At 42.8% G+C, this 15874-nt stretch carries 12 protein-coding genes and 1 pseudogene; 7 read left to right on the top strand and 6 right to left on the bottom strand.

What is annotated here, in order from left to right; all coding sequences use genetic code 11:
• Positions 1–68: 68 nt before the first annotated feature.
• Entirely contained in the window at positions 69–1055 is a 987-nt protein-coding gene (locus CZ502_RS08970; protein ID WP_076461733.1) for a zinc-binding dehydrogenase, read from the bottom strand.
• A gap of 150 nt (positions 1056–1205) precedes the next feature.
• Between CZ502_RS08970 and CZ502_RS08965 the strand changes: the two genes are divergently transcribed.
• On the top strand, positions 1206–3524 hold the full coding sequence (locus CZ502_RS08965) for a glycoside hydrolase family 31 protein (RefSeq protein WP_076461730.1): 2319 nt from the start codon (positions 1206–1208) through the stop codon (positions 3522–3524).
• Between the two features lie 281 nt (positions 3525–3805).
• Positions 3806–4579: an acetoin reductase gene (locus tag CZ502_RS08960; protein ID WP_076461727.1), complete on the top strand. Its 774-nt coding sequence runs from the start codon at positions 3806–3808 to the stop codon at positions 4577–4579.
• Positions 4580–4706: 127 nt separating this feature from the next.
• On the opposite strand, the gene CZ502_RS08955 is transcribed toward CZ502_RS08960, so the two are convergent.
• Entirely contained in the window at positions 4707–5015 is a 309-nt protein-coding gene (locus CZ502_RS08955) for a hypothetical protein (RefSeq protein WP_076461724.1), read from the bottom strand.
• A gap of 172 nt (positions 5016–5187) precedes the next feature.
• On the bottom strand, positions 5188–5397 hold the full coding sequence (locus CZ502_RS08950) for a hypothetical protein (protein ID WP_076461722.1): 210 nt from the start codon (positions 5395–5397) through the stop codon (positions 5188–5190).
• A gap of 256 nt (positions 5398–5653) precedes the next feature.
• On the opposite strand from CZ502_RS08950, the gene CZ502_RS08945 reads away from it, so the two are divergent.
• Positions 5654–6247, top strand: a complete 594-nt coding sequence (locus CZ502_RS08945) for a hypothetical protein (protein ID WP_076461720.1) — start codon at positions 5654–5656, stop codon at positions 6245–6247.
• An 18-nt stretch (positions 6248–6265) separates the two neighbouring features.
• Positions 6266–6547, top strand: a complete 282-nt coding sequence (locus CZ502_RS08940) for a hypothetical protein (protein WP_076461718.1) — start codon at positions 6266–6268, stop codon at positions 6545–6547.
• A 224-nt stretch (positions 6548–6771) separates the two neighbouring features.
• Here the strand turns inward: CZ502_RS08940 and CZ502_RS08935 are convergent, their stop codons facing one another.
• Both CZ502_RS08935 and CZ502_RS08930 read right to left on the bottom strand, forming a co-directional pair.
• The gene (locus tag CZ502_RS08935) at positions 6772–7527 is read right to left on the bottom strand and encodes a glucose 1-dehydrogenase (protein ID WP_076461716.1); all 756 of its coding nucleotides are present in this window, start codon (positions 7525–7527) and stop codon (positions 6772–6774) included.
• Between the two features lie 188 nt (positions 7528–7715).
• Positions 7716–8573, bottom strand: coding sequence for an Rpn family recombination-promoting nuclease/putative transposase (locus tag CZ502_RS08930; RefSeq protein ID WP_083673342.1), 858 nt, complete (start codon positions 8571–8573; stop codon positions 7716–7718).
• A 262-nt stretch (positions 8574–8835) separates the two neighbouring features.
• Between CZ502_RS08930 and CZ502_RS08925 the strand changes: the two genes are divergently transcribed.
• Entirely contained in the window at positions 8836–10029 is a 1194-nt protein-coding gene (locus CZ502_RS08925; RefSeq protein ID WP_076461714.1) for a hypothetical protein, read from the top strand.
• A 51-nt stretch (positions 10030–10080) separates the two neighbouring features.
• On the opposite strand, the pseudogene CZ502_RS10645 reads toward CZ502_RS08925, so the two are convergent.
• Positions 10081–10242 (bottom strand): annotated as a pseudogene (locus CZ502_RS10645) (SDR family oxidoreductase); the annotation flags it as partial.
• Between the two features lie 209 nt (positions 10243–10451).
• On the opposite strand from CZ502_RS10645, the gene CZ502_RS08915 reads away from it, so the two are divergent.
• Entirely contained in the window at positions 10452–14870 is a 4419-nt protein-coding gene (locus tag CZ502_RS08915; RefSeq protein WP_076461712.1) for an Eco57I restriction-modification methylase domain-containing protein, read from the top strand.
• On the top strand, positions 14870–15775 hold the full coding sequence (locus tag CZ502_RS08910; RefSeq protein ID WP_076461710.1) for a restriction endonuclease: 906 nt from the start codon (positions 14870–14872) through the stop codon (positions 15773–15775). The genes CZ502_RS08915 and CZ502_RS08910 overlap by 1 nt, the downstream gene beginning before the upstream one ends.
• The last annotated feature ends 99 nt before the right edge of the window (positions 15776–15874 follow it).

The raw sequence follows: 15874 nt of genomic DNA, 5'->3' as shown, positions 1-15874 counted from the left end.
GTTTTCCTAAAAAATGGCGAAAAAGAAATGCTGGCAAGCGTAGAGCTGCCAGCACTTACTAATAATTATTAATTTACTTTAACTACTAATTTGCCGATAACTTGGTGGTCCTTAATCAGCTGTAGTCCCTTCTTAATTTCTGTAAATGGAAGGACCTTTTCAATTAACGGGTTGATTTTGCCGTCAGCGACGAGTTGGAGCATTTCCTGGTTCATCTTGCCAAGGTCTGCTTTTTGCGAAGGGTTATCGCTAAGATGGGCACCGCCAAGGTTAACAACGTCGATACTCAATCCCCGGTTGAACATTTGCGTAGCGTCTATTTCTGGGACATCGACAATCGTCACGAGGGTCCCATTGTAGGCTAAGCGGTTGAGGTCTTGCTCAGCTTCGACCTTACCAACCGTGTTGATTATTAGGTCAACCCCGTTGTTTGCAGTTAGTTCCTTAACGCGCGCACTAACGTCTTCCTTGCGGTAATCAATGATGGCGTCGGGGTGGAGTTGTTGAACATATTTGATCTTGTTAGTTGAAACAGTCGTGAACACCTGCCAGCCGTGAAGCTTAGCGAGTTGAATGGCGATGCTGCCGACACCGCCAGCGCCTGCATGGATAAGGACGGTCTTGACGTTTGTTAAGTTTGGCTTCCGTTCCACTGCGGTATAGGCAGTTAGGGCACCGCAAAGAAGACTGGCCGCTGTTTCATAACTGACCTTATCTGGAATTTTGGCAAGTTGATAGGTTGGGGCAGTGACATATTCAGCAAAGCAGCCATTTTTTGTAAGGTCGCCATGGCCAGATACCCGGTCACCAACCTGCCAGCCAGTTACGTGGTCCCCAATCGCAACGATTTCACCAGCAAGGTCAAGGCCGAGCGAATGGGGGTAGGTCCAGGCAGCAACACCACCTTCAACGACTTTGTAATCGACCGGATTTAAGCCGGCGGCATGGACCTTAATAAGGACCTGGTCGGCGGCGGGAGTTGGCTTCTCAATGTTGGCGATTGTTAAACTATCAATTGTTTTATCGTGTTGGTTTTGGACAATTAATGCTTGCAAGAGTAGTTCCTCCTTATTTTTAATTAGGGTAATTATATCATTAGCGATGATCTTTGATCTTATTTGTAAACGTTTACAATTTGTGGTAAGTTATTGGTGTAGATAGAAATGATGTTTAGATTTAATGTTTCCGGAAGGGAAGTTTAGGTAATGACAAATCATTTAACAGGTTTTCAAGATAATCAACCACAGCTGACACTTAACTATCAGGATGGTCACGATGTTACTTTGGATATTTTAACGAATGAAATTATCCGGGTATTCATGGACCGGGGTTGCACGACCAACTCTTATGCAATTGATGGGGATAAGCACCACACGACGAACTATGTTGTTGAAGATAAGGGCGACCACATTGAATTGCGGACGGCCAGCCTGATTGTTAAGGCATACGATAACCACGCGCTTGACTTCTATGATGGCGACGGTAACCCGTTGGTAATGGACTACCGTGGTCAGCGGGAGCCACTGCCAAACGACCTTGATGAGGAACATCAGTCGACGGTTCTTGCGGAAGGCCATGACATCAACCTCTTAGATAAGGCCAATGACCACTATTACGAAGTTATCAAGTCCCTTAGTCCGGATGAACAGTTTTATGGGCTCGGTGATAAGCCGGCCTTCTTGAACAAGCGGGGCTACGACTACGATAACTGGAATGTTGACTTTGGGCAGGTTCACAACGAATCAGTTAAGGGAATCTATAAGTCCATCCCGGTCATGTACGGCCTTAAAAATGGTCATCCGTATGGCTTGTTCTTCGATAATACCTATAAGAGCCACTTTGACCTGGGAAAGGAGAGCGAAAATTACTATTACTACTCTGCCAGTGATGGTAACCTCGACTACTACGTTTTAGGTGGTCATAGTTTGAAAGATGTCGTTGCCAACTACACTTACCTAACCGGGATCACCCCGCTACCACAGAAGTGGACCCTCGGTTACCAGCAGTCACGGTGGGGCTACAGTACCAGTGATGACCGGGTTGAAAAAATTGCTGACGGTTTTGCAAAGTACCACTTGCCAATTGATGTTATCCACCTTGACATTGACTACATGCGTGGCTACCGTGACTTTACCTGGGATACGACCAAGTTTAAGGACCCGCAGAAGTTTGTTGCGGAGATGAAGAAACGGGGAATCCGCTTGATGCCAATTCTCGATGCTGGGGTAAAGAAGGATGAAGATGGTTATGACATCTATGAAGAAGGGGTCAAAAAAGGCTACTTTGTGGAAAAGCCTGACGGAACGGTTTTCGTCGGTCGGGTATGGCCAGGTGACGCTGTCTTTCCTGACTTCGGGCGGCCAGAAGTACGGCAATGGTGGGCAAAGCACGTGAAATTCTTTGCCGACATGGGCGCCTGCGGAGTCTGGAATGACATGGACGAACCTGCTTCATTCGATGGTGAATTACCAGCTGACTTAGTATTCAGTGATGGCGAGCAAAAGAGTACCCATGCCAAGATGCATAATGTTTTCGGCCATTTACAAGCACAAGCGGCTTATGAGGGAATGAAGGCAGCTACTGGTAAGCGGCCATACATTATCACCCGGGCGGCCTATGCCGGAACACAGAAGTACTCGACGGTATGGACTGGTGACAACCAATCAATCTGGTCACACCTTCAATTGGCGATCCCGCAGTTGACGAGCTTGGGGATGAGTGGCTTTGCGATTGCCGGGACAGACATCGGTGGTTTCCAAAAGGATACGACACCGGAGCTATTGACCCGGTGGCTAGAAGCATCCCTCTTTGTTCCCCTGTTCCGGAACCACGCGGAAATGGGGACCCGCTACCAGGAACCATGGTCATTTGACCGGCAAACCCTCAACATCTACCGCGACTACCTTAACCTGCGTTACCGCTTCGTTCCGTTTATCTATGATCAATTCCGTCATGAAACAGAATCTGGCTTGCCAGTAATGCGGCCACTGGTCTTAAATTATGACCAGGATCCGGAAGTACGGCAGATCAATGATGAGTACATGGTCGGCACCAGTGTTCTGGTTGCACCGATTGTTGAGCAAGGGGCAACGAAACGGCTCGTTTACTTGCCAGCAGGAAAATGGCTTGATTTCTGGAACAATGCAGAATACTCCGGTCAGCAGACAATTGTGGTCAATGCACCACTTGAAAAGTTGCCGCTCTTTATCAAGAAAGACACGATCCTCCCATGGGGGAACAAGGTTAGCCACATCAGTGATCAACCAGAGAAGGTAATGACCTTCCGTCTCTTTGGTGACTGTGGGTCATATAAGCATTACCAAGATAATGGCCTTGACTTTAAGTACCAAGAGGGCGAATACAATGAATACTATGTTGAGGTTGCCGCAACCGGCGCGGTTAGCGTTAAGCTGAATAAGCATGGTTACGCGCCAACGTATGACCGGATTTATGTTGAGACCGACCGGGGCCGGTTTGAATTTGTCTATGACCAGGCGAACGGAAATTATGTTTGGCAAAAGTAAAGCGCATACCGGTAATCTACAAGACTGGGCGCAATCAGTTTGTGACTAAAAAAAGTTGGGCAATGAAGTTCATTACCCAACTTTTTTGCTTGCGTGAAGTTATTAGTAGCTGTAGCGGCGTTTAATTATAATATAATCGCCAGGGAATCACCGGTTAGCTCACTGTCTTATTGTTTGTCGTAATTAGACGTTATCGTTTCCTTATTTTACCATTCTCGTTTATAATATACTTGTAAGCGCTTTATTGGGTAGTGCTTTTGAAAATAGAAAGGATGTACACGATGGCTAATACGAATACTAAAGTTGCGATGGTCACTGGAGCAGGGCAAGGAATTGGTCGGGCAATTGCCTTACGGTTAGCAAATGCGGGCTTTGCAGTTTCGATTGCTGACCTAAACCTGGAGAATGCAAACAACGTCGCTGCCGAAATCGAACACGCTGGTGGCAAGGCGATTAGTGTGGAACTGAATGTTGCTGACCGTGATGAATTCTTTAAGGCGGTTCAGACAACAGCTGATAAGCTTGGCGGCTTTGATGTGCTGGTAAATAATGCCGGTTTAGGCCCGGTTACGAAGATTAAGGACGTCACGCCAGAGATGTTTACAAAGGTGATGAACGTTAACGTTGCCGGCGATATGTGGGGGATCCAAGCGGCCCTAGAGCAATTTGAAAAGAAACCGCGCCAAGGGAAGGAAGTTGTTGGAAAGATTATCAATGCAACGTCCCAAGCGGGGGTTCGTGGTAACAAGAATGAGCTGCTTTACAGTAGCAGTAAGTTCGCGGTTCGTGGCCTAACCCAGGTTGCTGCGCGTGACCTGGCAAAGCAAGGAATCACGGTGAATGCGTATGCGCCGGGAATTGTTGATACACCGATGATGAGAAAAATTGCGGTTGACCAGGGCTTAACAATGGGAGACTACGAGCCATTGGTGGCCTTAAACCGTCTTTCTGACCCTGACGACGTGGCAAAGGTGGTTGAGTTTCTGGCTAGTGATAAGTCCGATTACATTACTGGGCAAACAATCCTTTGTGATGGTGGGATGCAGTTTGCGTAGAATCAACGGAAATTAAACCTATTAAAAAGGGCACATTAGCAAATTCTGCTAGTGTGTCCTTTTAATGATCATCCTCTCAAAAAACGTGGTTTAATAGGTTCAAGTTACGCTGACTAAATAGCGTCTCTTACTTATTAATCTTTTGTGCATAGTCACGGGCGTTGTATAGCTCATAAACCACCCAGGTCTCAATCAGGGTAATAAGACAGATCAAAACAGCGGTGTAAGTTGCTGGGAGGATGAAGAGCAGTAGTAAGAAAATCCAGGAGATCCACGACCACTGATTTTCAATTGTCATGATTCGTTGGATCCGCTTCGTCGGGTTCGTGCGGCCGGAATTATTAAAGATCGTACGAATTTGGGCGAAGTAACGAACTTCAAAGATACTCTCAATGATGAAAATCGCCGTGATAACAGTTAGAAAAATTGTTTGCATTGCTTAAACTCCCTTATGTATATTGCGTTCTTAATAAGTTTAAAGCTAATGACAGAGGGAAGCAATTACTTTCTTTAAAATGAAAAATACCCCCAATTATTAAAATTAGGGATATCTTCCAGATTTTCCACAAATCAAGGAATAGTAGGGTGGAACCGTGGCTCCACTGCTATTAGACATTTAGTGTCTTGCCATACTCATTGTTGATGGTGTCGACAACGTCCTTAGCCTTCATGTTGTCTTCAACAATGGTTTCACCATCGCGAAGTGTGTACTTCCCGGCTTCATCCAAATTGTTAAAGTCAACATTGTTACCATTAGCATCTACAAAATCAAACTTCGAGTTCTGGAAGTTCTTAAGAGCATCTGCATTAATTTCCATGATTATGCTTCCTTTCAGATTCTGTTATACAACTTTATTAGGAAAAGTTAAAGTGAATTTGCCAAATAAATGTTAAAAAACTTACTTTAATGCGCCACTTGTCTAATAGGAAAATAAGTGTTTACGTGTTATTTCACTGAAATACACTTTGACATTCCACTAAAAAACAAAGTAATATTTTAAGGGAAAATTATCTTCGGGGACGTACTAGCACAAATTCTGCTGGTACGTCCTTTTTTATGGAGTGGGCAGGAGAATGGATGAAGTTTATTTATTAAAAGTGATTGAGTTTCTGTTATCGCGAGACATCTTTAGTGAGCTAAAGGACCCCTTCTTGATCGGGGGCCTATTGCTGTTAGTGGTGCTAATCACCTTTTTGATTAACCCGAACCTAAGGGCGAAGAAGGTATTGTGGCAGTCATTTCTGATCCTTGGCGGGGGGATGGTGATCATTGCTGGAACAGCAGTGGCAATTAACCGGGCAAACCAGCAATATACGGAGCCCTTTGTAAAAAACACCCCTAAACACCGGACACTTGCACAGCAGACAATCGCGCACTACTACCATAAAAAGGGGCTTGCCGGTAGAATTCGGGTACAATCTGTCTCACAGAGCCAAATAATGTTTGTTCCCCAGTTCTGGGATGTTAATTATACTTATACGGAGCAAATTGATGGTCAGCAAGTAAAAAAGAAACTTACCACAACCCTTAATCCTGACTTAACGGGCTTTTATGACGCGCCACCATTTAGCGGTAGTAAAATCACCCGGGCAGATTTTAAACCGGGTGCAGCAGCGAGTGAGCTGGGGGCGACAGCTGATAAACAGCCAGCGGTAGTTGAACAGTAGCAGACAGAAAGAAAAACCTTGCAGGCCCAGTTGCCAGCCGCTTTCCGGGTGAAAGCAATTGCCTATAATTTGGCTGATCAGACAACCGCAAAATCACCGCAGTTCCAGGAGTTGAAGCAACAGGTCCGCGCAAACCGTCAGCAGGGCCTGCCGGTCGGGGGCTACTATAACCTTGACCTAGCACAACTAGCCCGGGATGGGGTTATCGATTTTGTCGTGGATATTGCCATTAATGATGAGCAGGAGAGTGATGATCTTGAAAGCAGGAGAACTTTATTAAAGCAAAGGTTAGTGGGCTAGACTTTAATGGATTTTGGGATGGCACTTATTACTTCCGGTTTGCGGAACTGCCAAAAGAGCAGTTAAGGCTAGCGATTTTAAATGGTCAGTTGCAGTCGGCAAACTGGGTAGCTGACACGCGGCCTAACGGGACGGATTGATAGTGGCAATGAAATCTTACTAGTAACTAAAAAATGCCTCCTAAGCTGCTGAGCTTAAGGGGCATTAATTATTTTGACTTGTCATTATTGGGCAGTGTAGCCACCGTCAGCGACAAATTCTGAACCAGTGCTGAAACTTGATTCATCAGATGCGAGGTAAAGGGCGAGATTAGCAATCTCAACTGGTTTACCGAGCCGGCCCATTGGGTGGAGACTGATTAAGTGTTCCTTCACCTTTGGATCAGTTTCCATTAGGTGTTCAACCAGTGGGGTCACGATGTAGCCGGGGTGGATGGAGTTGATCCGGATGTCATAACCCTTCCGTGCGCAATCGAGGGCGGCGGACTTAGTAAGGAGACGGACACCACCCTTAGAAGCGTTGTAGGCAAAGAGGTCTGGATCACCAATTAGCCCTTCAATTGATGAAAGGTTGATGATGGAGTTCTTTTCTCCATTATCCTTCATGGCTTCGATTCCGAGCTTAACTCCCCACATTGTTCCAGTAAGGTTGATGCCAATGGTCTTATTCCAGTTATCTTCGTCCATTTGTTCAACATCAGCATATACACCAATGCCGGCGTTATTGACAATGACATTAACTTTCCCAAATTTATCAATCGTTGCCTTAATAACCTTTTCCCATTCGGCTTTCTTAGATACGTCTTGTTGAACAAAGAGGGCGTTATCGCCAAGCTTCTTTGCGAGGGCTTCCCCTTCATCAGTGTGGCGGGCAGTGATGACTACCTTGGCACCTTCTTCAACGAAGCGTTCGGCGACTGCTTCACCAATTCCCTTGGATCCACCAGTAACAATTGCAACCTTATTATCTAAACGTCCCATTGGAAACATCTCCTTAAAAATATCTAACAATGTCAACGGTTACATTATAACGCAGCTTTGTGAAAAACGTAACTAAAACCTGGTAAAAATTGGCGAAGGTTTTTACGATTTTACTGCTCTGCCGAGATTTGCAAAGTAAAGAAAAAGATCACAAGCTTTTATGCCGGTGATCCTTGTTGATAATTGCTTTATTTGCTTAGGGAGTCTGCTGCTTCGGCTTCACTGAGGTGGTAGTGTTCGACTAGCTTTTGTTTGATTACTTGGTCGGGGATGTCTAATTCTCGAAGGGATTGGATAAAGTTTTGAATTCCTTCCTGTAGCCCTTCTTTAAGTCCTTCTTGACGGCCGTCGTACCGTGCGTCTGCTAATAGTGTTTCAAATTTCATAAAGTTCCGTCTCCTTTCCGGATTGTGTTTTATCCTGCTAACTTCGTCTTGAATATTGTTAATGAACCTACTTTTATTGTCCACGTGATTGCGCATTAAGGCAAGGAAACTTTTAATCGGTTCATCATCTTTTAGGAAACTTTTCGCTTTAGCATTAAAGATGGTTACGGTGCGGTCATCGCCAAAGAGGAGGTGGGGATCACGGGTGCAAGCCATCTTAAACTCATAACGGGCCCAGCCGCGCCCAAAGTAGTCAAAATTACAAAACATTAGGGCATATGTTGGGTACTTTGCCAAAATGCGGTAATCATCGGTTGGGTTCAATAATTCCTGGTCAGCTTGCCCGAGATAATAACGCAAGCGGTAGGGCAAGTTATGCTGGTCGGCCATTTGCATTTCAATAATAAAGACCCTGCCCGCGTGATCTTTAACATAGACATCATAGACGATGTTCCTGGCCGCAACTGCCCGGATCTCTTTTTGGGTCGTGATATCGGCTAGCTCTTTGATTGCTAGGTGCGGCAGCGCTCGCTGAATTAGTTGTAGGCATATTTTCTTGTTTTCCATCACCAGGCCAAACATCGGGTCACTGGTGATCGTCATATTATTCCAGCGTTCACGTAGTTGAGAGATATATTCGTCACGGTTAATTTTCGCCATAAAAATGCTCCTTAAGAGATATTAGGAAATCCTCCTATAATTTATATACGTAAAAAAAGCAAAAATGCACTTTTGAGATGGTGAAAAAATGTTGTGGTGCGTTCATGCTTTATTAAGCAACCGATGAAATAAAGGAAGCGCCCGCCTAATTTTGCATTTCAGCCTGAAATCCAGTAATATCATTAAAGATTAATTTATTCGGGGACGGATCAGCTAAAATTCTGCTGGTGCGTCCTTTTTGGTGAAATGGGGCAGCAGGTTAATGAAAAAGATTAGTACCCTCAGTATTCTTCTCGTTGAGAGCTTGGTCGTGCTAGTAGCGTGGTATATCCGGGTGGTTGTTGATGCGCAATGTTACCCGGCTAATGGCTTTTATGGTTTACTAAATTGGTTGCAAACGTCCTTATTTATCGTTATCGGGCCAGTCTATTTTTCAATAGCATTCGTTTTGGTTAGCGTTAGCTATTTACTACTTAGCAAGCTGCTTCCACGGGTGAAGAACTGGTTAATCCATGCGGGACTAGTAACATTTTTCCTCCTGGCAATTGTGGCCCCTTTAGCTAATAGCATTGCCCACCATCAGGCAACAGCGCCACGGGTAAAGCAAGACGCGACAGCCAAGAAAAGTAGTCCGAAAGAGAAAGCAGAAAAAACAATTAAAAAGCTGTATCGAAAGAAGGGGCTAGCTGGGCAAATAAGGGTCATCTCAGCAAGCAAGGATTTGACGGAAGCCAATTATGGGACCTATGAGATCGAGTATACTTACACGGAAACAATCGATGGCAAACGGGAAGAAAAAAGGCTTTCTGACAGCTTAGATTCATCGTTAAACAACTTTACGGGGGACCGGCCATTTAACCCGGGTGGGATTACTCGCGATGACTTCAAGCCGAAGATGATCGCTGATTCACTGGGCGCCACGGCTGACGACCAGCCTTATGTAAGAGCGCAGTACAAGTTTGAAGAGGGACTTTTGCAGCAGCAGTTAGCCAGTTACTATGATGTTCACTCCATCGAATATAATTTAAAAAGGGGCATTGGCGAAAAAACACCGCAATTCAAGGAGCTAAAGGAGCAAGTTTTAGCGAACCGTAAGCAGGGGCGACGCCTTGGCGGTTATTATGACCTGGATATTCCCCGGCTAGCGCAAGATGGTGTCGTTGCTTTTGTCGTGAAGATTGATGCGAAAGTTCCTGATGAGCGATTACGGGATGAAAAAGGGTCACAAGAGCAAAAGATGAAGGGAGATTCCCTAGAGCAAGAAGGGGTGCAATCCAATAGGGCGGCCAAGCAGGAATACTTAACGGCAATTAATCAGCTAAACGTCGCGAACTTTTGGGATGGTGAGTACTACTTTAAGTTTAAGTCGTTTGCCCCGTTTACTGAGGACTATTGTGTTAAAGCAGTAATTAAAGATAGCACGATTCAATCGACGCGGATTTTTCAGGATGATTAAAAGGGATTACAGGTAGTTCGCTTGTAATCCCTTTTGAATATGTTTGTAATATTAGATGAATTGAACGCCACCGTCGATTTGCACCGCTTGACCAGTCATGTAGTCGGCCTTTTCTGATGCAAGGTAGGAGACAAAGTTAGCTACGTCAGAAGGGTGTTCAACCCGTCCAAGGGCGATACCGTCAATCGCAGCTTTAAGGTATTGACCTTTTTTATCGTTTAATGATTTTTATAAGATTATTCGAGCTTAAATATAGCTCATCAGTTAAGAGCACCTGATGAAATATTTATCGTTCGCTTAAACCTATTTAGGCAATGCCAAGCTTACTGGATGAATTTAAAACATTCAACTAGCTTTGTATACTTGTATACTTGTATAATTAAAATTGAGAAACTTTAAGTTAAATATTGGTGGGAATATAAATGAAAAGTAATTTTGCTTTCTTAGAAAATAATTTTGAAACGCAGGATTTATACGATACGGCAAAAGATGCGGAAGATCTTTACACCTTTGGCAAGTTTGCCAATGAATATGAGTCCATCCGTAAAATAGCAGAGAATGTAGCTAGGATGCTTCTTGACCTTAACTATGTCTCAATGGATGAGAGAAGTACATTCAATGATTGTTTACGTGAGATTAAGCACCAGCGATTAGCTGATGCCAACATAATTGATATCTTTTACAGATTAAAGAATACAGGTAATAGTGCAGCACATACTTTACATAAATACTCGAAGCAAGAGGGCCTTAGTGGCTTGAAAGATATGTATACTTTGCTGGTATGGTTTGTAAATAATTACACTGATGAACAACTAGCTTTTGATGATTTTACCGAGCCCAAAGGTATTAACGAACTCTACAAGACCACTAACAGTCGTAAAGTGATCTACGTTCAAACTGCTGATAATGGAGACGGTAAGTGGCCGGCTTATATTGGCTTAGAAAAAATTGGTGATGCTACTACAGACGACTTAGAAACGGATAACACTCCTAACAGTGACGATCTTCGGAAAGTTGCTGAACGGCGGATTAAACAATATATGGAGACTGCAGGAGTGCCGCATAAGCTCCAATGGGCAGAACTCGCTTACCGGAAATCTGATCACACCTGGTTTAGAGACTATGATGTTCATGAAGTTCTTGATCGTTCTCATGTGAAAAAGACAGAAGTGACAGAAGGAAACGAATGGTACGAAACCGATGTTGAGACAGCTAAGAAGGCGATCCAAGCTGTAAAAGAAGGAAAAAAGTCAATCGAAAGCCTCAACACAAAACCTGCTCCAATCAAAATTGTCTTGCGCCCAGAACAGGATGCGGCAGTTAAGAAGACGGAGAAAGCTTTTAAGTCATATGACAAAATGCTTTGGAATGCTAAGATGCGTTTCGGCAAAACTTTATCCGCACTGCAGTTAGTCAAAGACGAGAAGTATCAGCATGTTTTGATTATGACCCATCGTCCAGTCGTCGATGAAGGGTGGTTTGAGGACTTTAAAAAGATAGGGATGCCGAGTGCTGGCTACCTTTATGGTTCCAAAAAGGATGGAGAAGACTTTGATTACTTAACCCAAAGCAAAAAGCCATTTGTTTATTTTGCTAGTCTGCAGGATCTTCGTGGTTCAGAACTAGCTGGGGGCTCTGCTGGTGACAAGAATGAAGCCATTTTTAATACAGAGTGGGATTTAGTAATTGTGGATGAAGCGCATGAAGGAACCCAAACTGAGTTAGCCCAAAATGTTACTAAGTTAGTAGTTGGTAAGAATACTAAATTACTTGAATTGTCAGGAACGCCATTTAATATTCTTGACCAGTATGATGAAGATCAGACCTACACTTGGGACTATGTAAATGAGCAAAAAGCTAAGTATACTTGGGACAAAGAGCATCCTAATGAGCAGAACCCATATGCTGGATTACCCCAGGTACATATGTTTACTTTTGAAATGAGTAATCATTTTAGTGATATGCGTTTTATCGGTGATGATAAGCGTTCCTTTAACTTTAAAGAATTTTTCAAAGTAAATGATCAAGGGGAATTTGTTTACAGTAATAAGGTCCGCCAATTCTTGGATAACATTACCACGCCCAATGATGAGACCAATTATCCATATTCAACGAAAGACTTTCGGGACCGGTTACGCCATACATTGTGGATTATGCCGGGGGTCAAAGAAGCAGATGCCCTTGAAAAGATGTTAAAGCAGCACCCTGTTTTTGGGATGGAATATAAGATTATTAACGTCGTTAAGGATGGGGATAACGAAGGGGTTGCTTCCCAAAGTGATGTTGACCTGGTTAAGAATGCCATTGGGGATGATCCAGCTAAAACGAAGACGATTACCCTTACCGTTCGCAAATTGACAACGGGTGTTACTATCAAGCCGTGGACTGGTGTTTTATTTCTCTCAAACACTAATAGTGCCATGCAGTACTTGCAGGCAGCCTTTAGAGCACAAACGCCATATTCATCAGCATCATTTGGAACCAAGACGGACTGTTATATCTTCGACTTTGCACCGGACCGGGCCCTGACTGTGATGGCTGCATCAACTCAGTTAAACACGGGCGTTGGTAAACGGACCAGTTCAGCTCAAAAAGAAAAGATGGCTGAATTAATGAACTTCTTACCAATTATTGGTGAAACTGGTAATGGGATGAAGCCATTTAAGGTCGATACGATGTTGGCAAAAATTAAGCGAGTCTATGCTGAAAAAGCGGTCAGGACTGGATTTGATGATGATTCACTATATAGTGATGAATTGTTGATGCTTAAAGATGTTGATTTGAAAGCTTTTAACGATTTGAAAGCAATCGTGGGGACTACCAAAGCAGAGAAGAAACCGTTCAAAGTTGAGGTCAATAACCAGGGACTGACTGATGAGGAATATAGTGATGCTTTAAAAGGACAAAAGCGTCCTAAAAAGGAACGAACTCCAGAACAACAAGCTGCTATGGACAAGATGAAGCAGCTCAAAAAGCAACGGAAGACAATGATCTCGATCCTTCGTTCTATCTCAATTCGAATTCCAATGATGATTTACGGAATGGATGTGGAACTGGACGAAGATGTTAACATTAACAAGTTTATCAATAAAGTTGATGACCAATCTTGGAAAGAATTTATGCCCAAGGGTGTTACTAAGGAACTCTTCAAAGAATTCTCCAAGTACTATGACCAAGATGTCTTCATTGAAGCCGGGCGGATTATCCGTAACCGGGTGAAGTCCCTGGATCAAAGTGACCCAATTGAGCGGACTCGCCAACTGGCACTGATTTTTGGTACTTTTAGAAATCCGGATAAGGAAACCGTGCTAACACCTTGGCGGGTTGTTAATATGCACCTCGGTAAGACGATTGGTGGGTATTCGTTTTATGATGATAACTTTAATAACACGACAGTTGATGGGGTAGATGCTAGTCACTGGATTCACACTGACTATACTTCACAAGTCTTTAAGCGTGATACGCATATTTTTGAAATCAATTCAAAGACAGGACTGTACCCCCTTTACGCGGCGACATCGTTGTATTGGCAAGAGTACCAGAAGCAAAAACAAGCAACTGCGGATAATGTTTCTTTTGAAAATAAATTAATGATTTGGCAGCAAATCTTACGTGAGAATATCTTCTGTGTTGCCAAAACGCCAATGGCAAAGGCAATCGCTACGCGGACATTGGTTGGGTATCGGGATTTTGATACGAATATTGAATTTATTGATAATATTGTTGAAGATTCCAAGAAGGATGTTAAGGCAGAAGCCAATAAGATTAAGGAGGTATTTGGTAATTTGAAATTTGATGTAGTGATTGGGAATCCTCCTTATCAAGCTGAATCCCATGGTGAGCAAGATAACTATTCTGCGCCTATTTATAATGAGTTTATGGATTTATCTTATGAGCTAGCTAGCCTTGTTACTTTGATAACGCCTGGAAGATTTTTATTTAGTGCAGGAAGTACTCCCAAAGACTGGACTCAAAGGATTCTAAATGACAAACATTTTGAAGTTATTCAATATGAACAAGTAAGTTCTAAAATTTTTCCTAGAACAGATATTAAGGGTGGAATCGTAATTAGTTTAAGAGATGCAAGCAGAGATTTTAAATCTATTGCTGAAAAATATGCACCTGCAGGTATTTATATTGCCTATGATCAACTATTCAATATCATGAAAAAGGTAACTGCAAGAGACTTTACAAGTTTTAGTGACATTATTTATGGTAGAAATATTTATAGATTTACTGATATGATGCATCAAGAGCACCCTGAAGCGAAAAGCAAGTTAAGTAAGGGACATGCCTATGATCTTTCATCTAACATATTTAAAAGGTTATCTAATTTATTCTTAGATGAAAAACCTGTGAATGATGAGAAGCAATATGTAGGTATCGCGGGAAGAGATAAAAACCAGCGGGTTGTAAAATATATAAAGAGAAAATATATTAAGCCAGTTGAGAACCTTGATAAGTATAAGGTCTTTGTTCCTAAGGCAAATGGTACCGGAGCGTTAGGCGAAGTATTAAGTACACCCCTAATCGGGGAACCCCTAATCGGGGCGACTGAGACATTTATTAGTATTGGATCTTTTTCCACAAAGTTAGAAGCTGAAAACACGATGCGTTATGTGAAAACAAAGTTTACTAGAGCAATGCTTGGTATTCTTAAAATCACTCAAGATAATACTGCAAAAACTTGGCGATTAGTCCCTATGCAGGATTTCACTTCCAATTCCGATATTGACTGGTCACAGTCAATCGATAACATTGACCAACAACTCTATAGAAAATATGGCCTATCACAAGATGAAATTAACTTCATTGAATCTAAAGTACAGGAGATGAAGTAATGAATAAGTCTTTTTATGACCTTAAGAGAAAAGACCAAGAAGCATATTTAATGTTGCCGATTATCCGTGAATTAAAGCGACTTGGTGGCCAAGCTAGTACTAAAGAAGTTAGACGATCGGTAGTTACTAATGATGAGTACATTCCAGAAGATGCGCTAACTAAAACGACTACTTCTCGCAATGGAAATGTCTATCACCCGTTTGAATTTCCATTTAATTTCGCCGTAACTAACTTGATTATGGCAGGGTATTTAGAACGTCCTAAAACAGGATTAATCCTCCTAACAGAAAAAGGACGAGCATTTCAGGGTAACCAGGATGAATTAACTACAAATGTTTATAAGCTGTCTTTACCAATGTGGAATGAGCGTTTAAAAAAGAATGTTCACCAGCATGATATTGCTATTAGCGACGAAGATGCTAATACCAGTAAGTCTGAAGAGTGGCGATCTGAATTGCTAGACGCACTAATTGCATTAAAGCCTTCCAAGTTTGAATTGTTCTGTCGGGCATTAGTCAAAAAAATGAATGTTGATATTGATGAAACAATCGGTGTTAAGCTAAGTGGTGATGGCGGTATTGATGGCTATGGCTACATGACTACTGACGACTTTCGGACTACTAGAGTAGCCATCCAAGCTAAACGTTGGAAGTCTGATAGTCTAGTATCATCGCCGGAAATCGACAAGTTTCGGGGAGCAATGGATAAGTATCGTGCCGAGTACGGCATCTTCATTACGACTTCATCTTTTACTAGGGATGCGATTCGTGCAGCACGATTAGGTACGAGGGTTGTTACTTTAATTGATGGTGATCACTTAGTGGATTTAGTAGCGAAATATCAACTGTATGTGACACCAGTGATTACTTATGAATTAGGTGACTTTTTCACTAACGATGATTAACTTTTCTGCAGGTTTTCTGCAGGTTATAAATGATTTGGGCAGGCTAAATGCCGGTATATCAATAAATTACCAGTTACGTTTTCTGCAGGTTTTTAAGGA

The organism is Limosilactobacillus caccae (assembly GCF_900156885.1).
Lineage (GTDB): Bacteria > Bacillota > Bacilli > Lactobacillales > Lactobacillaceae > Limosilactobacillus > Limosilactobacillus caccae.
The sequence above is the reverse complement of the archived record's forward strand: the minus strand, read 5'-3'. Positions and strand labels throughout refer to the sequence as shown.